We start from the raw sequence: 21432 nt of genomic DNA, 5'->3' as shown, positions 1-21432 counted from the left end.
CCCATCGAACGACAGGAAAGAACCCACCCATGAACCGACTCCAGTCACTCTCGAACGACCAGGGCCAGAGCCCGTGGCTCGACAACCTGAAGCGCAGCTACCTCACCTCCGGCGAACTCGCCGACCTGCGCGACCGCGGCGTGCGCGGCCTGACCAGCAACCCGTCGATCTTCCAGAAGGCGATCCAGGGTTCGGCCGACTACGACGAGCAGTTCCGTGCGCTCGCCGGTGACGAGCATCCCGTCATCGACGACTACTGGGCGATGGTGCTCGCCGACATCCACGGCGCCTGCGACGTGTTCTCCCGTGTGTACGACGAGACCGACGGACTCGACGGCTACGTGTCGGTCGAGGTCGACCCGAGCCTCGCCCACGACTCCGCCGGCACGACCGAAGCCGCCCGGCAGCTGCACGAGCGGCTCAACCGCCGCAATCTGATGGTCAAGATCCCCGGCACCGAGGCCGGCCTGCCGGCGATCCAGCAGATGATCGCCGAGGGTCGCAACATCAACGTGACCCTGATCTTCTCCCTCGACGGATACGCATCGGTGATGGAGGCCTACATCGCCGGTCTCGAGCAGTTCGCCGACGACCCCGACGCCGACCTGTCGCAGGTGTCGAGCGTTGCCAGCTTCTTCATCTCCCGCGTCGACACCGAAGTCGACCGCCGCCTCGAGGCGATCGGCACCGACGAAGCCCTCGCACTGCGCGGCAAGGCGGCCGTCGCCCAGGGCAAGCTCGCCTACCGCCTCTTCCAGGAGACCTTCAGCGGACCGCGCTGGCAGGCGCTCGCCGAGCGTGGCGCTCGAGTGCAGCGGCCGCTGTGGGCCAGCACGAGCACGAAGAACCCCGACTACCCCGACACGCTCTACGTCGACGAACTGATCGGCCCCGACACCGTCAACACCCTGCCGGAGAACACCCTCGAGGCGTTCGCCGACCACGGCACGGTCGCCCGCACGATCGACGCCGGCATGGACGAGGCCGATCGCGTGTGGCAGGGCCTCGCCGACGTCGGCGTCGATATGGACGACGTCGCCGCGCAGCTCGAGCGCGAGGGCGTCGACTCGTTCATCAAGTCGTTCGACGAACTCATCGAGGCGCTCGAACAAAAGGCCGCCGAACTCACTGCCGACTGACCAGAAGGGGTCAGGCACCTTCTGGCCGACGAAACGACGGCGACCGACCGCTGCACGCCAGAAGGTGCCTGACCCCTTCTGGTAGACAGCGGGCATGACGTCTGCTGTGTACGACCGGTATCCACGGTACGAGGAACTGACGGAGTGGCTCGACGAGTTCGCCGAGCAGTTCCCCGACCTCGTCCGCAAGACGTCGATCGGGCAGTCGTACGAGGGCCGCGACATCTGGCTCCTCACGGTCACCAACCACCAGATCGGTGACCCCGCCGAGAAGCCGGCGCTCTGGATCGACGGCAACATCCACGCGTCCGAAGTGACGGCGTCGGTGGCGATCGTCCACCTGGTCGACACCCTCACGGCCGGGTACGGCTCCGACGAGCGCATCACCCGAGCGCTCGACACCCGCACCTTCTACCTCGTGCCGCGCGTCAACCCCGACGGCGCCGAGCTGTCCCTGGCCGAACTCCCTTCGTTCGTCCGCGGCAGCGTCCACCCGTGGCCGTACACCGAGCAGCAGGCCGGCCTGGTTCCCGCCGACATCGACAAGGACGGCCGCATCCTCCAGATGCGCGTCGAAGACCCGAACGGCGCCTGGAAGCCGTACGCCCACGACCCACGTCTCATGGTCGCCCGCGACCTCGACGAGGACGGCGACGGCCCCTACTACCGCATCCTCGCCGAGGGGACGATCCACGACTACGACGGCGTCCGGATCCCGACCGCCCCATACCGCGCCGGTATCGACCCGAACCGGCAGTTCCCGTTCCAGTGGGAGCGCAAGGTCGAAGGCCCCTGGGACGCAGGCGAATATCCGGGCAGCGAACCCGAGGTCGGCGCGCTCCTGAAGGCGATCACCGACCGCAAGAACATCTGCACCTACTTCGCGTACCACACCTTCTCGGGCGTGCACATCCGTGCCTACAGCGACCGTGCCGACGAGGCGTTGCCCGCCGACGACCTCTGGACCTTCCAGGCGCTCGGCGACATCGCCACCGAACTCACCGGGTACCCGGCGATCTCCGGCTACCACGACTTCCGCTATCACCCCAAGAGCGTCATCAAGGGCGTCGGCACCGACTGGGCGTACGACCACCTCGGCGTCTACGCGTGGACGACCGAGTTCTGGAACGCCCTCCAGGCCGCCGGGCTGGACGACAGCCACCCACTCGAGTGGTACCGCACCCACCCGATCGACGAGGAACTCCAGCTCCTGGCCTGGGTCGACGACAACGTGCCCGGCGGCTACGTCGACTGGTACGAGTACGACCATCCGCAGCTCGGCCGGGTCGAGCTCGGCGGCTGGCACTCCGAACTCGTCTTCCGGAACCCTCCGGCCCACCTGCTCGAGGCCGAGGTCGAACCGCACACGGCGCTCGCCCTCCGGCTCGCGTTGTCGAGCCCGCAACTGCGCCACCGAGACACGATCGTCGACCGGTTGGGCGACGACACGTGGCGCATCCGCGTCGTCGTGGAGAACGCCGGCTGGATGACGACCTCCGTGACCCAGCGGGCGATCGATGCCGCATACGTGCGGCCCATGATCGGTCGGATCACCCTCCCGGACGGAGCCTCGCTCGCGACCGGCTCACCACGCCTCGATCTCGGACAGTTGGCCGGCCGGGCACTCAAGCAGAACGCGGTGCGTGCCTTCGGTGGCGCCTCCGACGGCACCCCCGACCGCACCGTCGCCGAGTGGGTCGTCCGCGGCAGCGCCGGCACGACGTGCTCGATCGAGATCGTCCACGACCGCGCCGGCGTGGTGCGCACCGAGGTGGAGCTGGCTTGATCCGGGTCGGGTGATCTCCGGAAACGTCGACTCCGTCGCCGTTCCCTACGACACCCGACCCGTTCAGCGGTTGGGGAAGGTGACGGGGAGGTAGCGGGGGCCGCGGACCTGGCCGCCGGCCCACGTGACGGCGTCGGGATCCTCGAGTTCGAACTCGGGGATCATCGCCAGCATCTCCTCGATCGCCACCTGCATCTCGAGCCGCGCCAGGTTCGAGCCGAGACAGCGGTGGATGCCGGCACCGAACGCAACGTGGCGGTTCACCTGCCGGTCGATGATGACCTCCTCCGGACGCTCGAACATGTCCGGGTCGCGGTTCGCCGCCGGGAAGGGCAGCAGCACCCGCTCCCCTGCTTTCACCTCGCGATCGCCGAGCATCGTGTCGTGGGTCGCCAGACGGGCCATCGTCACCGGCGAATAGGCACGGAGGAACTCCTCGACAGCGGTCGGGATCAGCTCGGGCTCGTCGACCAGACGCCGGCGGTCGTCGGGATGGCTCGCCAGGTGCCAGAGCGCAGAGCCGATCGAACTCCACGTCGTGTCGATCCCGGCGATCAACATCAGTCCGAGATTGCCGCGGATCACGTGCATCGGAACCGGCTCACCATCGAGTTCGGCGTTCAGGAGGAACGAGATCAGGTCGTCGCCCGGGTTCTCCATCCGGTCCATCACCTGTTCGAGAAAGAACTCCCGGATGATCTTGGCGTAGTGCTCGCGGATCTCGTCGTCCTGCAAGCCGAGTTCGAGCACCCCCTGCACCCAGGTGGTGAAGTCGTCGGCGCGATCGGGATCGATGCCGAGGATCGCGGCGATGATGCGCGGCGGGATCTGCCGGGCGTAGTCGCCGGCGAAGTCGGCGCGGCCGTCCTCGATGAAGCTGCGGATCAGTTGACGACACAGGTCGCGCGTGTGGTCGCGATACTTCTCGACGGCCTTCGGGGCGAAGAACGGCAGGAGCAAGCGGCGCTCGGGTGTGTGATCGGGCGCATCGGTGGTGATCACCGAGCGGATGCGATTGCCCTCACTGTCGTAGGCCGGCGGTGCCGGAGCGACCGTCACCTCGAACGAGGAGAAGTCGTCGGTCCGGTCGGCGACCTCGCGGACCGCGGCGAACGTCGTCGGCATGTAGGTCGGACCCCGACGTTCGGTGCGAGCGAACGGACAACCCTGCTCGCGCAGCTCGCCCCAGATCGGGTACGGGTCGCGCACGAAATCGGGGTCGAAGATCTCGAAGTCTTCGGCCCAGTTCTGCACCGGCTCGGTCGCGGTCATCGTGAGTACCCCCGTTCGACGGCGACCCCCCGATCGCCGTTGACGTCGAATCTAGTCGCCGGCTCCCCGCCTCCACGGGGCGAACGGCCGTTTCATCGCCTACCGTCACGGGTATGTCACGCTGCGTGCACCGCCCGCTCATCGTCGCCGCAGCACTCCTGATCGGTTCGATCGCCGCCGTCGGATCTGGCGGCACCTCGAACGCCGCACCCGCCGCAGGAGCGTCCGCCTACACCCCCAACCAACCCTGCCGCCTCCTCGACACGCGCGAGGAACCGGGTCGTACGGTCGCCCCGAAGACGCTTCGGATCGAGATCGCCGGCCGCTGTGGAGCTCCGGCCGACCTGTCGGCGGCTGTCCTCACCCTGACCGTCACCAAACCGACCGGTCCGGGCCACCTGACCGTGTACCCCGCCGGGACCGAACGGCCGACCGCATCGAACGTGAACTACACCGCCGGTCGGACCACGGCGAACACCGCCATCGTCGTGGTGCGCAACGGAGCCGTCGACCTGTACGTCCACACCGACACCGAGGTCAGCGTCGACCTCGACGGCACGTTCAGCCCGGTCACCGGTGCCGTGTCGGCGGGCCGGCTCGAATCGGTCGCTCCCACCCGAATCGCCGACACCCGCGACCCGACGTCGTTCGAGGGGTCGCGTGTCACGACACGTGGCAGTGGCGATCTGCTCCTGCCGCTCCCCGACGGCGTCCCCGCCGATGCGACCGGCGTTGCGATCTCGGTGGTCTCGGTCAACAGTGCACCCGGACACATCACCGTCCACCCCGCCGGCACGCCGAGACCCAACGCCTCCGTCGTCAACACCGACGCCTACGTGCGAACCCGGGGCACCACCGTCCTGGCACCGGTCAGCGACGACGGCATCGTTCTGCACCGGGTGAGCGAGGGCGACCTCGTCGTCGACCTGTGGGGATGGTTCACCGGTCCCAGCGCCCGTGCTTCCACCGACGGGCTGTTCGTCCCCGAGTCACCGACCAGGGTCTGGGACTCACGTACGACGAACGATCCCCTCCACGACGGTGGCGCCCTGACGAAGACGATGGCGACCACTGACGCTGCGGTCGTCGCGCTCAACGTCACGGCGGTCGGTGCGACCGAACCGGGCCATCTCACCGTCGGCCCCGCCGGCTCGACTCGGCCGGCCACGTCGACGGTCAACTTCCAGTGGTCGGAACCGGCGGCTGCAGCCACGCTGGTGCGCAACACGACCGCCGGGGTGACCTTCTGGGCCCAGGGTGGGACCCACGTCGTGGTCGACCGCTTCGGCTGGTTCACCGGCGGCGCCGCACCGGCGGCCGCTGCGGCCGACCGCAATCCCGTCCCCACCACCGGCGGCCGCGTCCTGTTCGTCGCCGACTCGTCGTTCGCCGGGATCCGGTGGAACGGGGCCCTCCCGCTCCTCCAGGGGGCCGACTTCGATGCACGCCTCGAGTCGTGCCGTCGTCTCATCGGCTCCTCCTGTTTCGGCCGTGAGGGCTACCGACCGTACAACGCCGTCACCGAGGTGCTGAGTGTGACGCCGGGATCGGTCGACGTCCTCGTGGTCGGCACCGGCTACAACGACTTCGCTTCCCGCTTCCACGAGGGGTTCGTCAGCGTCATGGAAGCGGCACGCCGCGTCGGCATCCCGAGGGTGGTGTGGATCACGTACCGCGAGTCGGTCGGCTACACCTCACCCGCCGGGGCGTCGAACGCCGCGACGTACGCCGCGAACAACGCGATCCTCCGGACGGAATGGGCGTCGGCACGGTGGCCCGAACTCACCCTGCTCGACTGGAACGCCTACAGCGCCGGTCACCCCGACTGGGTGACATCGGACGGCGTCCACTTCACCGTCGCGGGAGCTCGCGAGGCGGCGATGTACGTCTCTCGGGCGCTCGCCTCGTACGACCGTCGCACCTGTCCCGCCGGCATCGGCGGAGCAACCGAGCGCGGCGGCTGGTGCGCCCTGCCCGGCTGATCGCCCCCGTCAGCCCTCGATGTCGAAACGCACCGAGTGGTAGCCCTCCGCACCGTCGGGGGCGACGCTCTTCGGGCCGACCGGCTGCGGCTCGCCGTCACCGTCGTACGCCCGTGCCGTCACACGGTGCTCGCCGGGCGTGAAGTCGGTCCAGCGATACCGCCACTGTCGCCAGGTGTCGTCGCTCGGCACACCGGCGAGTTCGCACTCGCGCCACTCGCCGTCCTCGTCGATCTCGACCTCGACACGTGAGATGCCGCGGTGGATCGCCCAGGCGAGACCGGCGATGTCGACGGCGCCGTCGGCACTGCGATCGAGACGGCGGCCGTTCGACGGACGGTCGATGCGCGCCATGATCTTGATCGGGCCTTCCTTGGCCCAGCCGCGTGGCACCCAGTAGCCGTCGAAGTCCTCCCAGCGCGTCATCTCGATCTCGGTGACCCACTTGGTGGCCGACACGTAGCCGTACAGGCCCGGCACGACGAGGCGGACCGGATAGCCGTGCTCGGCGGGCAGCGGCTCGCCGTTCATCGCGATGGCGACCATGGCGTCGCGACCGTCCATGATGATCGACGTCGGCGAGCCACAGCTCCACCCGTCGATCGAGCGGGACACGACCTGCGTCGCCTCCGGATCGACCCCGGCTTCGTCGAGCAGGTCTTTCATTCGCACGCCCTGCCACACCGCGTTCCCGACGAGGTCGCCACCGACCTGGTTGGACACGCACGACAACGTGATCGGTCGTTCGATCATCGGTCGTTCGAGCAGGTCGGCGAAGGTCAGCTCCATCTCGTTGTCGACCATGCCGTGGATCCGGAGCGACCAATCGTCCTTCGAGACCTGGGGCACCGAGAGCGCCGTGTCGATCCGGTAGAAGTCCGAGTTCGGCACGACGAAGGGCGTGAGACCGTCGAGACCGAAGTCGTTGCCGTCGATCGCGGCGGTCGACGTCTCGAGCATCGGCGGGTCGGGAACGGTGTCGTCGACCTCGGGCAGGGTCAGCGCGTCCCGCTCGTCGTCGACGTCGAACCGGCGCTTCAGCACGCGGCCGAGGCCGCCCAGCAGGACCGCCCCCATGGCGACGATGCCGGCGCCCATCACGAAGCCACGCCGCGACGACCCCGCCACCGGGATCAGTTCGGTCGATGCCGGACCCGTTGTCGTCGCACCGGTGGTTGTCGCACCGGTCGATGGCAGCCCCGCAGCGACCGGCTCCTGGTCGGGTGCGGACACATCGGTGGTCGGTTCTGGTCCGGCAACGACCGAACGCGGCGCCAGCCACCACAGCACCCCGATCGACACGGCAGTGCCGATGATCGACGGCAGCATCTTGCCGAACGACGGAGCCGGCCGCATCCAGACGGCCCAGACACCGATCAGGCCGACCACACCGGTGACGGCGTACGCCGCGGCCCGGGATCCGCGCACGGCGAGGATGCCCACGATCGAGCCGATCACGCCGAGCGAGATGACTGTGCCGAGGATCAGCACGGCCTTGTCGGCGGTGCCGAACGTCTCGATCGCCCAGTCCTTCACCGCAGGCGGCACGATGTCGATGATCTCCTGGCCGACGGGGAGCACGGGCGACGATGCGCCCTTGACGAGGCCCGTGATGAGCTCGGCGACGGCCAAGCCGGCGAACGTCGAGAGCAAGCCGAGCGCGACGCCGTGCCATGCGGACCCGTAGAGTCGGTGTGCCATGGACTCAAGTGTGCCGAAGTCGACGGAGGAGCGCATCGCTGCGGCCCTTCGTGAGCTGGATGTTTCGCAGGACTTTCGAATCTCGGAATCGTTCGTTTCGGAAGTGCTGGGGCTGATCGCCGACCAGCCTCACGTCCTCGACCTGAAGATCGCCAGCGCAGCGGTGACCGAGATGCGCGACGCCTTCGAGGTCTTCAAACCGTACCGAGAGGTTCGCAAGGTGTCGATCTTCGGATCGGCGCGCACCCAGCCGGACGATCCGCTCTACGACCAGACCCGACGCGTTGCGGCGCGCCTGGCCGACGCCGGGTGGATGGTCGTGACCGGGGCGGGCCCGGGCATCATGCAGGCAGGCATGGAGGGTGCCGGCCGCGAGCGCAGCATCGGCGTGTCGATCCGGCTCCCGTTCGAAGCGGGAGCGAACTCGATCATCGCCGGCGACGACAAGCACGTTGCCATGAAGTATTTCTTCACCCGCAAGCTGATGCTGGTGAAGGAGAGCGCGGCGTTCGTCTGCCTGCCCGGCGGATTCGGCACCCTCGACGAGACGTTCGAGCTCCTCACGCTCACCCAGACCGGCAAGGGCGTCCCGGTACCGATCGTGTTCCTCGACACGCCGGGCGACCCCTATTGGGAGCACGTGCACACCTTCGCCGTCGAGCAGCTCCTCCCCCGCGGGTTGATCGCCGAGGCCGACACCTCGCTGTACACCATCACCGACTCGTGCGACGACGCTGCGGCCGTGATCGAACGCTTCTACGCGAACTACCACTCGATCCGCAATGTCGGCGACGACCTGATCGTGCGGTTGCAGTACGAGCCGACCGACGCCCAGCTCGACGAGCTGAACGACCGCTTCGACCATCTCGTATCGAGCGGCCGGATCAGGCGGGTGCGGGCGTACGACGTGGAGCGACGCCAGAACGACCATCCGAGCCTCCCCCGCGTCGCGATGAAGTTCAACCAGCGCGGCTACGCCGAGCTCAAGGGCCTGATCGACACGGTCAACGGCTGGGTGCTCGACGACGGATCAGTCGTCGACTGATCCGTCGATGTTCCGCAGGATGTAGGCGGCTTTCTCGGCGGCCCGTCGGGCCTTCGCCAGCTCCTTGTCGCTTGCGGGCCGCTCGGTCGCCCCGTCGGCGGCGGCCTCACGGAGCCGGTCGAACGCCACCTCGTCGAGATCGGCGACGATCTGCTCGAGACGTTCGGCGAGGCGTTCGACGTCGCTCACGGCAGCGCCGCCGCGAGCACGTCGATCGGATGGCGCACCGCGATGCCGCGACTGCGCAGCTCACCCTCGAGGTGCATGCCGCAGCCCGGATTGGCGCTGATCACCGTCGACGCGCCCGATCGCTCGACGGCGCGTTCGATCGTGGCGACCTTGCGCGCCCGGATGTCGCCGGCGAGTTCGGGTTCGACCGCTGCGTAGGCGCCGCCGGCACCGCAGCACAGCCCGGCGTCGTCGAGCTCGACCAACTCGGTGAGCGGGGCGAGCAGTTCACGGACCGAGCCGTGCGCACCCTGCACGTGACGGAGGTGACACGGGTCCTGCACGATCAGCGGGCCGTGGATCGGCCGCATCGGTGGCAAGCGGTCGGCGTGGGCGGCGATGAACTCGTTGGCGTCGAACACCCGGGCCGAGAACGCCTCGGCCTCCGGTGTGCCGAGCAGGCGGCCGTACTCCTTCATCGCGGCGCCGCAGCCGGCGGAGTCGACGAGGATCGGGGCGCTACCGGGCATCGACGCCATGGTGCGTTCGGCCAGGTCGATCGCACCCTCGTGCAGACCGGCGTGGGCGTGCAGCGCGCCGCAGCAGCCGCCACCGCTGCCCGGTACGGCGTAGGTGAACTGCATCGCGTCGAGCAGCGCAGCGACCGACCGATGGGTCGACCGCATCCAGGCGTCCATGACGCAACCGGTGTGGATCCACGCCTCGGCCGAGTCGGGCGTCGCCGTCGCCTCGACCGCCGGCCCTCGACGGACCGGGAGCCGTCCGGCCACGAAACGTTTCGGCACGAGGCCCACGCGCTGGAGCAGGGCCAGCGCGGTGGAACCGCGCAACAGGAGGGCGTGCTTGGGCAACACGTCGAAGCCGCGACGCTGCCACCAGCTCGTGGTGCGACCGCGTTCGGTCAGTTCGGTTCGGGTGCGTTCGATCAGCTCGCCGTACGGGACGCCGCTCGGGCAGGCCGGTTCGCATCCCCGGCACTGCACGCACGTCGACATCGCGTCGACGAACTCGGCGTCGATCGGCGCTCCCTGCAGCTCGACGGCGCGCATCGCGTCGATCCGACCTCGCGGCGACAGCGCCTCGTCACCCGTGACCCGGTAGGTCGGGCAGTGGGGCAGACAGAGCCCGCAGGAGACGCACGTGTTGAGCGATTCGGGGTCGAGCGACAGCGACATCGAGCGCCATGGTAGGCCTCGCTCGCCGTCGAGCCCCACCGTTCCTTAGGCTGGAGGTGTGAGCATCGACTTGTCCGAACCACTCAAGCTCGTCCGCGGCGGCGCCGACGCCCGCGTTCTGCACGACCTCGACATGCGTCGGGTTCAGCTCGAGCGCATCAAACGGATGCTCACCGAACGCGAGAGCGAGTTCGTCGACGCACTCGCGAGCGACCTCGGCAAGTCGCCGGTCGAGGCCTACTCGACCGAGATCGGGTTCACGCTGACCGAGATCGATCATGTCCTGAAGAACCTGAAGAAGTGGGCCAAGCCGCGCAAGGTGTCGCTGCCGATCCACCTGAAGCCGGGTTCGGCGGTCGTGCAGCCGGAGCCGCTCGGCACCGTGTTGATCATCGCTCCGTGGAACTATCCGCTCCAGCTGGTGCTCGCGCCCCTCGTGGCAGCGATCGCGGCCGGCAACACGGCGGTGATCAAGCCGTCCGAGGTCGCCCCGGCCACCGCCGACGCGATCGAGCGGCTCGTCCCGAAATACCTCGACCCGAACATCGTGCAGGTCGTCACCGGCGGCGTCCCCGAGACGACCGCCCTCCTCGACGAACCGTGGGATCACGTGTTCTACACCGGCAACGGCACCGTCGGTCGGATCGTCATGAAGGCAGCGGCCGAGCATCTCACGCCCGTCACCCTCGAACTCGGCGGCAAGAGCCCGGCGGTCGTCACGGCCAACGCCGATCTCGCGGTCGCCGCCCGACGCATCGCCTGGGGCAAGTTCACCAACGCCGGCCAGACGTGCGTCGCTCCCGACTACGTCCTCGTCGACCGGTCGGTCGCCAGTGGACTCCTGGCCGAACTCTCGTCGGCGATCACCACGTTCTACGGCGACGACCCCCAGCAGTCCGACGACTACGGACGGATCGTGAACGGCAAGCACTTCGAGCGGCTCACGACGCTGCTCGACGGTGCCGGTACCATCGCGCACGGCGGCTCGAGCGACGCCGACGATCGATACATCGCTCCGACGGTGATCACCGATGTCGACCTGACGGCACCGATCATGCAGGACGAGATCTTCGGCCCCCTCCTGCCGATCATCACCTACGAAACCCTCGACGAGGCGATCCGGTTCGTCACCGAGCGACCGAAGCCGCTCGCGTTCTATCCCTTCACCGACGATGGCGACGAGGCCGACGAGCTGATCGACCGCACCACCTCGGGCGGTGTCACGCTCAATCACACCCTGTTGCACCTCGCGGTGCCCGAACTGCCCTTCGGCGGCGTCGGCGCGAGCGGCATGGGCGCCTATCACGGTCAGCACGGGTTCGACCTGTTCTCGCACCTCAAGCCCGTGCTGCGCCGCAAGTCGAACCCCGACCCGAGTCTGGCCTACCCGCCCTACACCGGCTTCAAGGCCAAGCTGCTCCGCAAGCTGCTCTGACGGTTTCGGGACCAACGTCCCGACGCCGACGGCGGTCCGTCGGTCGCCCGATCGGCGATCGATCGTGCATGCTGGGAAGGTGACTTCGATGCCTCCTCCCAATCAGCCCGACGACATCATCGACCTGGTCGGACCGGGTGGCGACGTCATCGTGCCGCTCGCCAACGGCGAGCCGACCTGCGTCATGGACGCCCTCGAGGCGGGCGCGGCGGCGGGACGCCTGTCGGGCGTGCGCGTCCACCAGATGCACGCGCTGCACGACCGCGACTATCTCGCGGGCGCCTACGGCGACGACCTGCGCCACGTCGCCTACTTCTTGTCCCACATCACCCGCAAGCACTTCCAGGCCGCCACCATCGACCTGGTGCCGGCCCACTTCTCCGAGGTGTACTCGCTGATGGCGGGCCGATCCGCCGACCCGATCGTCGTGGCGGCGGCGTCACCGCCCGACCAGCACGGCTTCTGCTCGCTCGGCGTGTCCGCCGACTACGTCGCGAGCTTCATCGGTCGCGCTCGTTTCTTCCTCGAGGTGACCGACCAGATGCCACGCACCTTCGGTCGCAACCAGCTGCACGTGTCGCAGCTCGAGGGGTGGTGCGAGTCGGACCGTCCGCTGATCGAGGTCGCCCCGGTCGAGCCGTCCGAGATCGATCGCACGATCGGCGAGATGGTCGCCGAACGCATCCCCGACGGAGCGACGATCCAGACCGGCATCGGTGCGATCCCGAACGCGATCATGGCCTCACTGTCCGATCACAAGAACCTCGGTATCCATACCGAACTGATCTCCGACGGCGTCGTCGACCTGATGGAGTCCGGTGTCGTCAACGGGGTGAAGAAGCGACTCAATCGCACCAAGGCGGTGGGCACGTTCGCACTCGGCACCGAGCGGCTCCACCGATTCCTGCACGAGAACACGGCGCTCGAACTGCACGCCGTTCGCTACGTGAACGACCCGCGGATCATCTCGAACGAGCCGAACTTCGTATCGATCAACGCCACGCTCAACGTCGACTTCCTGGGGCAATGCGCATCGGAGACGATCGGTGGCAAGTACTACTCGTCGTCCGGTGGGCAGAACGACTTCGCCCGCGGCGCCATGTACTCCCAGGGCGGCCAGGGGTTCGTCGTGCTGCACTCGACGACGTCATCGGGAGCGAGCCGGATCGTGCCGACGCTCGCCGCCGGCGACGCCGTCACGACACCGAAGAACACCGTCGACAAGATCGTGACCGAATGGGGCGTCGCCGAGCTCCGGGGCCGGTCGATCCGCGAGCGCACTCGTGCCCTGATCGAGATCGCCCACCCCGATCACCGTGACGACCTCACGGCACGGGCACGCGAGATGGGCTACGCCTGACCGCTACTGCGCCCGCCACACCGGCGCGTCGACGTCGCCGCGCCACGACCGGAGCCGCTGCTCGGCCTCGGCTCGAGCCGCGTCGTCGTGCCGCCCGGCGCGGACCCGCAGGATCGTGGCGGCGACGTCGCGGAGTTCGCCCAACGCGGTGGTGAGCGGATCGTCGCGGAGCGACGTGCCCGCACCAGCGGCGAACGCGTCGTAGACCGCAGGGTCGCCACCCCACCGGCGGTGGTGGTTGGCGAGCATCGCGTGGTCCCACGCCGGATGGGCGACGCACATCAGATCCCAGTCGACGAGGAGCGGCCCGCGACCGGTCATCATGACGTTGCCGGGATGGACGTCGCCGTGACACAAGACCGGGTCGACGCCGACGTCGGACCGCCATCCCCGGTGTCGTTCGACCGCGGAACGCAGACCTTCGAGCGCCGGCGCATCGATGTCGGTACTGACGTCGTCGAGCAAGCCGTCGAAGTCCCACCACGGGAAGACGATCGGTGACGGCACCGGGTACGAGGCCGGCACGCCGGTCTGCGGCAGGCGGTGGACGGTGGCGACGACCGAGCCGACGACCCGCCAATCGACCGCTCGTCGGGTCTCGCGTTCGAGTCGCCAACCGGTGACGGCGAACCCGTCGAGGTCGGCCGTGATGCCGTCGACCGGCTCCACGGTCGGGATGCCGTTGTCGAGCAACCAGCGCACGAGTTCGTGTGACGCCACTGCGGGCCCGGTCGCCCGCCCAACCCGCAACACGACCGAACCGCACCGGTACAGCGCGTTCATGCCGTGCCGGAGCACGACGGGATCGTCGAGTCCCCACGCCGCCGCCTGCGTTCGAGCGACCTGCAACGCTGCGTCGCGGTCGACGACGGGCCGGTCGACGAACGGCCGGTCGATGTCGGGGCGGTCGGTCATGCCCGGGCCAGCACGTCGACACCCGGGTTCAGGCGTCCGGTCGGGTCGAAGCGGGCCTTGATGCGCCGGTGCAGTTCGGCGACGCCCGGATCGACCGGACGATCGGGGGCCGGGTGCTCGTGATGGACGATGCCCACACCGACCTCGGCCACGAAGCGGCCGGTGCCGACGAGCGAGCGGATGTCGCTCGGAGAGATCGACCAGCGGCCGCCGGACGGCAGCGCCGGAGGCAGATCGCCGGCCACCAGGTCGACCGACGCCGCCTGCGCACGAACGTCGTCGGGGTGGCCCTCGAGCAGGACCCACGACCGCTCGCCGTCCCAGAGGATCGACGTCGGGCGGTACAGCTCGCGCAGGAGGACTTCGGGTTCGGTGGTCGTGGTGAACCACTGCTCGAACCGGCCCATGGGGCGGGTCCGGAGGATCACCTCACCGATGAAACCGAGGGTGCCGTGCGATCCGACGAGCAGCCGACACAGGTCGAAGCCGCTCACGTTCTTCACGGTGGGCCCGCCCGCCTTGACGACCTGTCCGGCGCTGTCGACGTATCGCAGCTGCAGGACGACGTCGCGCACGGGCCCGTAGCCGAGCCGACGCACGCCGGAACGCCCGACCGCCAACGCCCCGCCGACCGTGCCGAACGGCGGGATCGCCACCGTCTGGCGATGCACGGCGAGCGTGTCCTCCAACTCGTCGAGCGGGGTACCGGCGCCGCAGCACACGGTCATCTCGTCCGGCTTGAACCAGTCGACGCCACCGGGGGCCATGACGGGGCGGACGTCGTCGACCGGGCCCCCTCGAGTGCCGAGCCCGGCGATCGTGACCGGGCCCTCGCTGCCGATCTCCTCGGCGAACTCGCTCAGATCCATGCGCCCTCCGGCACGTGGACGTGGTTGATCTCGCCGCAGGTCGCAGGGTTCGGGAGCACCTTGCCGGGGTTGGAGCGCATGTCGGGGTCGAATGCACAGCGGAGTGCGTTCTGGGCGGCGAGGTCGACCTCGCTGAACATCAGCCCCATGTAGTCGCGCTTTTCGAGGCCGATGCCGTGCTCGCCGGTCAGCACACCGCCGGCGTCGACCGACGCCTGGACGATCTCGCGACCCGCCTCGTGCACCCGCTCGACCGTGCCCGGCACCCGTGCGTCGTAGACGAGCAACGGGTGCAGGTTGCCGTCACCGGCGTGGAACACGTTGAGCACCTGGAGTCGGTGGCGGTCGGCGATCTCGTAGATCTGTTCGAGCACGGCCGGGAGTTGTGATCGAGGCACCACGGTGTCGTGCAGGTAGTAGTCGGGTTGGATGTTGGCGATCGCACCGAACGCCGACTTGCGCCCCTTCCAGAGCAGCGCCCGTTCGGCTTCGTCCTGAGCGACCCGGACCGACGAAACGGCGTGCTCACCGGCGATCTCGACGATGCGCGCCACCTGTGCCTCGAGGTCGTTGGGCAGCCCCACCACTTCGATGAGCAGTGCTGCGGCCGAGTGCACCGGCAGGCCGGCGTGGATGTACGCCTCGACCGCTTCCAGGCAGAGCTGATCCATCATCTCGATCGCGGCGGGCACCATGCCGTCGGCGATGATGCTGCTGACCGTCGCGGCGCCGTCGGCGACCGTGGCGAAGTCCATCAGCATCGTGCGAACGGCCGGATAGTTCTGGGTCAGCTTCACGCACACCTCGGTCGTGATGCCGAGCATCCCTTCGCTCCCGACGAAGACGCCCCGCAGGTCGTAGCCCGCCGGTTCGGGCTCGTCGCCGCCGAGCACGGTGACGGTACCGTCCGGGAGGACGACCGTGACGCCGAGGATGTGGGCGTTCGTGACCCCTTCGGCGAGGCAGTGCGGGCCACCCGAGTTGTTCGCGACGTTGCCGCCGATCGAGCAGGTCTGCTGGCTGCTCGGGTCGGGGGCGAAGTGCACGCCGAGGTGAGCGAGCTGGTCGGACAGGTCGAGGTTGAGCACGCCCGGCTGCACCCACGCCCGTCGATTGAGTTCGTCGACGCTGACGATGTCGGTCATGCGCGTGAGCGAGATGACGACGCTGTCACCGAGCGGCACCGCTCCCCCGGCCAGGCCGGTGCCCGACCCGCGGGCGACGAACGGCACACCGTGTTCGTTCGCGATCCGGACGCAGGCCGCGACCTCGTCGGTGGTCTCGGGCAGACAGACGACCGACGTCGTCCCTTCCATGTTGGAGGCGTCGCGTCGGTAGCGCGCCCGATGCCCGTCGCCGTCGTGGACGCGACGGCGGTCGAGCGCCCGTGTCAGATCGGCGACGAGCCGGCGGGTCATCGACGTTGCTTCAGCACGATCACGCGGCCGGACTCGACCGGGTGACCGTCGACGAGCAACTGCTCACCCGGTTCGAGGCGGCTGTCGACCGGTTCGAGGCGGGCGTCGCGACGGGCCTTGAGCTCGTCTTCCTTGGCGCGCATCGCCGCTCGGCCGTCACGGACCGCGTCGACGATCTGCTTCGTGCCGGTCTTGGCACGACCGGCGGCGCCACGCGCGACGTTCACGGGTGTCAGGTTCTGCGCAGTGCGCTTGACCTTCTTGGCGGCGTAGTTGGCGCCGGCGGCGCCGGCCGTGGCTCCGGCCACGAACCAGGTGACTCGTTTCATGCTCGCCTCCGATCGGGTTCGGCCGGCCGGATGATCTCGATGTCGACCGAGCGGCCGCGGAGCCGGCGTGCGGCGCGCCGGGTTCCGGCGGCCAGACCGGCCGCCTTGATGATGGGTGCCGAGAAGGCGACTCGGGCTGCACGACCCGACCCTTCGACGGCCTCGCTGATCGCCTCGGCCGAGCCGAGCACGCGATCGAATCGTTCGAGATCGGAGCGGGCCGTGTCGACGGCGTCGCGGGCCTCCGAGGTCGACGCCCGCAGCTCGGCGAGGAGCGGTCGGGTCTCGTTGCGGAGCGACTCGACTTCGCCACGGAGCACCTTCAGGCTGTCGAGCACCCGGACGAGCACGACGATGAGTGCCGCGAACCCGATTGCGCAGAGCAGCGCCGCCAGGGTGACGGCGAGATCGCCGGCGGTCACGCGTCGTCTCCTCGGGGTTGCTGTCGCTGCTGCATACGTTCGTCGATCTCCCGTTCGAATCCGTGTCGGCTCGGACGGTACCAGCGCTCCCCCACCAGCTCGTCGGGGAGATACTGCTGTTCGACCCAGCCGCGTTCGTCGTCATGAGGGTACTCGTATCCGGCGCCGTGCCCCAGCGAGGAAGCACCCTGATAGTGGGCGTCGCGCAGGTGTGCGGGCACCTCGCCGAGCGAGCCGTCGCGGACGGCTCGGCGGGCAGCGCCGATGGCCGTCGTCGCCGTGTTGCTCTTGGGGGCCGTCGCCATGTGGATGACCGCCTGCGACAGGTTGAGTTGTGCTTCGGGCAGGCCCACGTGTTCGACCGCCTGAGCCGCCGCCACCGCGACCTGCAGCGCCTGCGGGTCGGCCATGCCGACGTCCTCGCTGGCGAAGATCACGATCCGGCGAGCGATGAAGCGAGCGTCCTCACCGGCCTCGAGCATCCGGGCGAGCCAGTAGATGGCCGCGTCGGGATCGGAGCCACGCATCGACTTGATGAACGCGCTGATGACGTCGTAGTGGTCGTCGCGGCCGTACCGCAACGCGCTCGTGCCGAGCGCCGCCTCGACGTGCTCGATGGAGACGACGGCATCGCCGGCGAGTGCACACGCGACCTCGAGCGACGTGAGGACCTGGCGACCGTCGCCACCCGCACGTTCGACGAGCAGGTCGACGGCATCGGTGTCGGCCGACGCCCCCTCGGCCTCGAGGCCGCGGGCGACGAGGGTCCGGATCGCATCCCTCGGCAGCGGTTCGAGACGGAACAACGTCGAGCGGCTGCGAAGCGGTGGATTGACCTCGAAGAACGGGTTCTCGGTGGTCGCTCCGATCAGCGTCAACGTACCGTCTTCGACCGCCGGCAGCAGAGCGTCCTGCTGCGCCTTGGAGAACCGGTGGATCTCGTCGAGGAACAGGATCGTGCCCTGACCTCGCTCCCCGAGTCGCTGTCGGGCCCGCTCGATCACCTCGCGGACGTCTTTCACGCCGGCGGTGACCGCGCTCAGCTGTTCGAACGCACGAGCCGTCGAGCCGGCAACGGCCAATGCGAGCGTCGTCTTGCCCGTGCCGGGTGGCCCCCAGAAGATCGCCGAGGTGAGCCGGTCGCCCTCGACCAGGCGTCGGAGCGGTTTGCCCGGTCCGACGAGGTGGTCCTGGCCGACCACGTCGTCGATCGTGCGCGGTCGCAGTCGAGCAGCGAGCGGTGCCGACGAGCGGAGACGGTCCTCGACCGCGGCCGAGAACAGGTCATCCACCGAGCACCTCCTCGTACGAACGCTTGCGGAAGTCGGCGACGTCGGCGATCAGCTGCTCGGTGCTCATCCACGTCCAGTCGCAGAACTCCTTGCCGTCGGGTCGTGGACGAACCGTGTCGTGCAACGGCTCGAAGAAGAACCATCGCTGCGCCTGACCGAGCCGGCCCTTCTTCTTCCGGACGCCGTCGGGCCACTGGTAGACGGTCCAGCCGTCGTGGGACCCGACGAGTCGGACGTCGTCGCGCCCGAGCCCGGTCTCTTCCTCGAGCTCACGCCACGCGGCCTGTTCGGGCGACTCGTCGTCTTCGATCCCGCCCTGGGGCAGTTGCCAGGCGCCGGGCACATCGGCTCGCTCGAACGCGAGCACGTCACCGTCGGAGCGCCGAACGACGGCGACCACACCGGCTCGGAAGTGAGGGTTGGGCATCGAGTGGAGCGTACGGGGTGTCTCAGCGACCGAGCGCCCGCAGACGCTCGGAGACGTCGGCGAACTGCGGATCGTTGCGGGCGACCTCGGTGAACCAGCGGCTCGCCGCCATCGTGTCGCCGGCGCGGTCGTACAGGTCGGCCAGCACGTACCACTGACGAAGGTGGTGGTCGCGAACCCGCTTCGGCTTCTGCGCCACCGAGTTCATCATCGAGATCGCGTCCTTCAGCTTGCCCTGTTCGGCCAGGGAGTTCGCGACGACGATCCGGCCCTCGGCCATGATGTCGTGCGGCGGCGACTTCGACTTGATCTCGTCCCAGACGGCGTCGACGTCGATCCACCGACGCTGGGCCCGGTAGCAGTCGGCGAGCACCGGCAGCAACGCCGGGTCGTCGTGCAACTGTCGAGCGAGCTCGAGCGACTGCGACGCCTTCTTCCACCGACCGAGCCGGTACGCGGCGAGACCGCTCACCTCGTGCACGGCTGCGACGTGGGGAAGTTCGCGCGTCAGAGGCGTGACGATGCGGAGCGCCTCCTCGAAGCGCTCGCGATCGAGCGCCGCCGACGCCGACCCGAGTCGCTCGGTCAGGCGCTTGGCACGATCGGGCGACAGCGCCGCCTGGATCTCGGCGACGACCTCGGGGTCGATCTCGGCCGGTTCACGGCTCCCGCTCCCGCCGCCGGACGCACGGCGCGTCGCCGCGGCCGCTTCGGACCGGACGGATCCCTCATCGATCCACTGTTCGGTGGTCCGGGACTCGATCTGTTCCTGCTCGAGTTCGGGCGTCCGCTCGGTGCGACGAGGTCCGCGCGTGGCGCGCACGGCGGCCGCGCGGCGCTCGGCCTCGGTTCGCGGCTCGGCGCGCCAGTCGTCACGACGGTCATCACGACGACCGCCACGACGATCATCACCGCGACCGTCACGACGATCATCCCGCCGGTCGTCGCGGCGACCGTCACGAGGCGGTCGGCCCGAACCACCGGCGCGTCCGCCCGACTTCGAGCCGGGCTTGCCACCGGGGCGGCCCTTCGACGGACCACTCGAACGCCCAGCCGGCTTGCCGGAACGGCCGGCCGGCTTGGAGCCGGGCTTGCCGCTCGGGCGACCGGTACCACCACGCTTGCCGCCCGACGATCCGCGCGAACCGGAGCCGGAGGATCGGCCGGAGCCGGGGCGTGAAGAGCGGGAACGGTCGTCAGACATAGGCGACCATGCTACGGCCGGCAGCGCCACATCGGCCGAAAACGACGAAGGGCGCCACCTCGATGAGGTGGCGCCCTTCTCAGAGCAATTCCGGCGGCGTCCTACTCTCCCAGGGGATCTCTCCCCAAGTACCATCGGCGCTGAGAGGCTTAACTTCCGTGTTCGGGATGGGAACGGGTGTGACCCTCTCGCTATGGCCACCGGAAACTTGTTGTCAACTCTATGGGTTTGCACCCAGAGGACTCCAGAGCAAGCACGAGCTATCGATCGAAGTAAGATCCAAGCCCTCGGCCGATTAGTACCGGTCGGCTGAACACATTGCTGTGCTTACACCTCCGGCCTATCAACGTGGTGGTCTGGCCACGGGCCTTACTGCGTTTACCGCATGGGAAGACTCATCTTCGAACGGGTTTCCCACTTAGATGCTTTCAGCGGTTATCCCTTCCGGAGGTGGCTAATCTGCCGTGCCCTTGGCAGGACAACAGACACACCAGAGCTCCGTCCGTCCCGGTCCTCTCGTACTAGGGACAGCCTTCGTCAATCTTCCTTCGGCTGCGGAGGATAGGGACCGAACTGTCTCACGACGTTCTGAACCCAGCTCGCGTACCGCTTTAATGGGCGAACAGCCCAACCCTTGGGACCTGCTTCAGCCCCAGGATGCGATGAGCCGACATCGAGGTGCCAAACCTTTCCGTCGATATGGACTCTTGGGAAAGATTAGCCTGTTATCCCCGGAGTACCTTTTATCCGTTGAGCGACCACGCTTCCACAAGCAATGGCCGGGTCACTATGCCCTACTTTCGTACCTGCTTGACTTGTAGGTCTCGCAGTCAAGCTCCCTTGTGTCATTGCACTCGACGGCTGATTGCCAACCAGCCTGAGGGAACCTTTGGGCGCCTCCGTTACAGTTTAGGAGGCGACCGCCCCAGTCAAACTACCCGCCTGGCGCTGTCCCTGATCCAGATCATGGACCCAAGTTAGAGCCCCAAAGTACGCAGGGTGGTATTTCAACGACGACTCCACACTGGCTGGCGCCAATGCTTCCAAGTCTCCCACCTATCCTACACAACGCAATTCAAGACTCAACACCAAGTTATAGTAAAGGTTCACGGGGTCTTTCCGTCCTTCCGCAGCTAACGAGCATCTTTACTCGTACTTCAATTTCGCCGGGTCTATGGTTGAGACAGTGGGGAAGTCGTTACGCCATTCGTGCAGGTCGGAACTTACCCGACAAGGAATTTCGCTACCTTAGGACCGTTATAGTTACGGCCGCCATTCACTGGGGCTTAGGTTCACAGCTTCGTTCCGAAGAACTAACCGTTCCCCGTGACCTTCCAGCATTGGGCAGGCGTCACAGCGTATACAGCGCCTTTCGGCTTCGCACGCTGCTGTGTTTTTGGTAAACAGTCGCTACCCCCTGGTCTGTGCCACCCTCGCCAGCTCGGAGAGTAAATCTCGTCACCGTCAAGGGT

18 protein-coding genes and 2 rRNA genes (1 of these 20 running past the window's edge) are annotated in these 21432 nt (G+C 68.2%); 6 read left to right on the top strand and 14 right to left on the bottom strand.

The window, feature by feature from the left end:
• Window positions 1-29 precede the first annotated feature (29 nt).
• Together tal and BDK89_RS09790 are read left to right on the top strand one after the other, a co-directional pair.
• On the top strand, window positions 30-1139 hold the full coding sequence (gene tal, locus BDK89_RS09795) for a transaldolase (RefSeq protein WP_133868781.1): 1110 nt from the start codon (window positions 30-32) through the stop codon (window positions 1137-1139).
• A 94-nt stretch (window positions 1140-1233) separates the two neighbouring features.
• Window positions 1234-2925: a M14 family metallopeptidase gene (locus tag BDK89_RS09790; protein ID WP_133868780.1), complete on the top strand. Its 1692-nt coding sequence runs from the start codon at window positions 1234-1236 to the stop codon at window positions 2923-2925.
• A 63-nt stretch (window positions 2926-2988) separates the two neighbouring features.
• On the opposite strand, the gene BDK89_RS09785 is transcribed toward BDK89_RS09790, so the two are convergent.
• Window positions 2989-4197, bottom strand: coding sequence for a cytochrome P450 (locus BDK89_RS09785; RefSeq protein ID WP_133868779.1), 1209 nt, complete (start codon window positions 4195-4197; stop codon window positions 2989-2991).
• A gap of 113 nt (window positions 4198-4310) precedes the next feature.
• On the opposite strand from BDK89_RS09785, the gene BDK89_RS09780 reads away from it, so the two are divergent.
• Window positions 4311-6179, top strand: a complete 1869-nt coding sequence (locus BDK89_RS09780) for an SGNH/GDSL hydrolase family protein (RefSeq protein ID WP_133868778.1) — start codon at window positions 4311-4313, stop codon at window positions 6177-6179.
• A 9-nt stretch (window positions 6180-6188) separates the two neighbouring features.
• Here BDK89_RS09780 and BDK89_RS09775 read toward each other — a convergent pair whose 3' ends face one another.
• Window positions 6189-7880 carry a molybdopterin-dependent oxidoreductase gene (locus tag BDK89_RS09775; protein WP_166657493.1) on the bottom strand — a complete coding sequence of 564 codons (1692 nt, stop codon included), beginning with the start codon at window positions 7878-7880 and terminating at the stop codon, window positions 6189-6191.
• A 103-nt stretch (window positions 7881-7983) separates the two neighbouring features.
• On the opposite strand from BDK89_RS09775, the gene BDK89_RS09770 reads away from it, so the two are divergent.
• A complete protein-coding gene (locus BDK89_RS09770) occupies window positions 7984-8925 on the top strand; it encodes an LOG family protein (RefSeq protein WP_243839134.1) in 942 nt (313 codons plus the stop codon).
• Here BDK89_RS09770 and BDK89_RS09765 read toward each other — a convergent pair.
• Complete coding sequence (locus BDK89_RS09765) at window positions 8911-9114, bottom strand: hypothetical protein (protein WP_133868775.1); 204 nt, start codon at window positions 9112-9114, stop codon at window positions 8911-8913. The two genes, BDK89_RS09770 and BDK89_RS09765, sit on opposite strands and share 15 nt — an antisense overlap.
• Window positions 9111-10289, bottom strand: coding sequence for a (Fe-S)-binding protein (locus BDK89_RS09760; protein ID WP_133868774.1), 1179 nt, complete (start codon window positions 10287-10289; stop codon window positions 9111-9113). The genes BDK89_RS09765 and BDK89_RS09760 overlap by 4 nt, the downstream gene beginning before the upstream one ends.
• A 58-nt stretch (window positions 10290-10347) precedes the next feature.
• Here BDK89_RS09760 and BDK89_RS09755 point away from each other — a divergent pair, with 58 nt between their 5' ends.
• Both BDK89_RS09755 and BDK89_RS09750 read left to right on the top strand, forming a co-directional pair.
• Window positions 10348-11724: an aldehyde dehydrogenase family protein gene (locus BDK89_RS09755; protein ID WP_243839133.1), complete on the top strand. Its 1377-nt coding sequence runs from the start codon at window positions 10348-10350 to the stop codon at window positions 11722-11724.
• A gap of 88 nt (window positions 11725-11812) precedes the next feature.
• Entirely contained in the window at window positions 11813-13084 is a 1272-nt protein-coding gene (locus tag BDK89_RS09750) for an acetyl-CoA hydrolase/transferase family protein (RefSeq protein WP_133868773.1), read from the top strand.
• A 3-nt stretch (window positions 13085-13087) separates the two neighbouring features.
• Here the strand turns inward: BDK89_RS09750 and BDK89_RS09745 are convergent, their stop codons facing one another.
• The 10 genes from BDK89_RS09745 to BDK89_RS09700 form a co-directional block, all read right to left on the bottom strand.
• Window positions 13088-13999, bottom strand: a complete 912-nt coding sequence (locus BDK89_RS09745) for a phosphotransferase enzyme family protein (protein ID WP_133868772.1) — start codon at window positions 13997-13999, stop codon at window positions 13088-13090.
• Complete coding sequence (locus BDK89_RS09740; RefSeq protein WP_133868771.1) at window positions 13996-14868, bottom strand: FAD-binding protein; 873 nt, start codon at window positions 14866-14868, stop codon at window positions 13996-13998. Before BDK89_RS09740 ends, BDK89_RS09745 begins: the two co-directional genes overlap by 4 nt.
• Complete coding sequence (locus BDK89_RS09735) at window positions 14859-16286, bottom strand: FAD-binding oxidoreductase (RefSeq protein WP_133868770.1); 1428 nt, start codon at window positions 16284-16286, stop codon at window positions 14859-14861. Before BDK89_RS09735 ends, BDK89_RS09740 begins: the two co-directional genes overlap by 10 nt.
• A complete protein-coding gene (locus BDK89_RS09730; RefSeq protein WP_133868769.1) occupies window positions 16283-16615 on the bottom strand; it encodes a hypothetical protein in 333 nt (110 codons plus the stop codon). Before BDK89_RS09730 ends, BDK89_RS09735 begins: the two co-directional genes overlap by 4 nt.
• A complete protein-coding gene (locus tag BDK89_RS09725; protein ID WP_166657492.1) occupies window positions 16612-17037 on the bottom strand; it encodes a DUF948 domain-containing protein in 426 nt (141 codons plus the stop codon). Before BDK89_RS09725 ends, BDK89_RS09730 begins: the two co-directional genes overlap by 4 nt.
• Window positions 17034-18329: a replication-associated recombination protein A gene (locus BDK89_RS09720; protein WP_133868767.1), complete on the bottom strand. Its 1296-nt coding sequence runs from the start codon at window positions 18327-18329 to the stop codon at window positions 17034-17036. The genes BDK89_RS09725 and BDK89_RS09720 overlap by 4 nt, the downstream gene beginning before the upstream one ends.
• Window positions 18322-18756, bottom strand: a complete 435-nt coding sequence (locus tag BDK89_RS09715; protein WP_133868766.1) for an NUDIX domain-containing protein — start codon at window positions 18754-18756, stop codon at window positions 18322-18324. Before BDK89_RS09715 ends, BDK89_RS09720 begins: the two co-directional genes overlap by 8 nt.
• A 22-nt stretch (window positions 18757-18778) precedes the next feature.
• Window positions 18779-19960, bottom strand: coding sequence for a tetratricopeptide repeat protein (locus tag BDK89_RS09710; RefSeq protein WP_133868765.1), 1182 nt, complete (start codon window positions 19958-19960; stop codon window positions 18779-18781).
• An 88-nt stretch (window positions 19961-20048) separates the two neighbouring features.
• A 5S ribosomal RNA gene (gene rrf / locus BDK89_RS09705) occupies window positions 20049-20165 on the bottom strand.
• A 70-nt stretch (window positions 20166-20235) separates the two neighbouring features.
• Window positions 20236-21432: ribosomal RNA gene (locus BDK89_RS09700) — 23S ribosomal RNA — on the bottom strand (it continues 1861 nt past the right edge of the window).

The sequence above is a fragment of the Ilumatobacter fluminis genome, assembly GCF_004364865.1.
Classification (GTDB): domain Bacteria; phylum Actinomycetota; class Acidimicrobiia; order Acidimicrobiales; family Ilumatobacteraceae; genus Ilumatobacter; species Ilumatobacter fluminis.
This window is presented reverse-complemented; position numbering and strand designations above follow the sequence as displayed.

Excerpts from the sequence above, each read along its gene's own strand:
- tal (WP_133868781.1), top strand. The coding sequence starts at position 30 with ATGAACCGACTCCAGTCACTCTCGAACGACCAGGGCCAGAGCCCGTGG.
- BDK89_RS09790 (WP_133868780.1), top strand. The coding sequence starts at position 1,234 with ATGACGTCTGCTGTGTACGACCGGTATCCACGGTACGAGGAACTGACG.
- BDK89_RS09785 (WP_133868779.1), bottom strand. The coding sequence starts at position 4,197 with ATGACCGCGACCGAGCCGGTGCAGAACTGGGCCGAAGACTTCGAGATC.
- BDK89_RS09780 (WP_133868778.1), top strand. The coding sequence starts at position 4,311 with ATGTCACGCTGCGTGCACCGCCCGCTCATCGTCGCCGCAGCACTCCTG.
- BDK89_RS09775 (WP_166657493.1), bottom strand. The coding sequence starts at position 7,880 with ATGGCACACCGACTCTACGGGTCCGCATGGCACGGCGTCGCGCTCGGC.
- BDK89_RS09760 (WP_133868774.1), bottom strand. The coding sequence starts at position 10,289 with ATGTCGCTGTCGCTCGACCCCGAATCGCTCAACACGTGCGTCTCCTGC.
- BDK89_RS09750 (WP_133868773.1), top strand. The coding sequence starts at position 11,813 with ATGCCTCCTCCCAATCAGCCCGACGACATCATCGACCTGGTCGGACCG.
- BDK89_RS09745 (WP_133868772.1), bottom strand. The coding sequence starts at position 13,999 with ATGACCGACCGCCCCGACATCGACCGGCCGTTCGTCGACCGGCCCGTC.
- BDK89_RS09740 (WP_133868771.1), bottom strand. The coding sequence starts at position 14,868 with ATGGATCTGAGCGAGTTCGCCGAGGAGATCGGCAGCGAGGGCCCGGTC.
- BDK89_RS09735 (WP_133868770.1), bottom strand. The coding sequence starts at position 16,286 with ATGACCCGCCGGCTCGTCGCCGATCTGACACGGGCGCTCGACCGCCGT.
- BDK89_RS09730 (WP_133868769.1), bottom strand. The coding sequence starts at position 16,615 with ATGAAACGAGTCACCTGGTTCGTGGCCGGAGCCACGGCCGGCGCCGCC.
- BDK89_RS09715 (WP_133868766.1), bottom strand. The coding sequence starts at position 18,756 with ATGCCCAACCCTCACTTCCGAGCCGGTGTGGTCGCCGTCGTTCGGCGC.
- BDK89_RS09710 (WP_133868765.1), bottom strand. The coding sequence starts at position 19,960 with ATGTCTGACGACCGTTCCCGCTCTTCACGCCCCGGCTCCGGCCGATCC.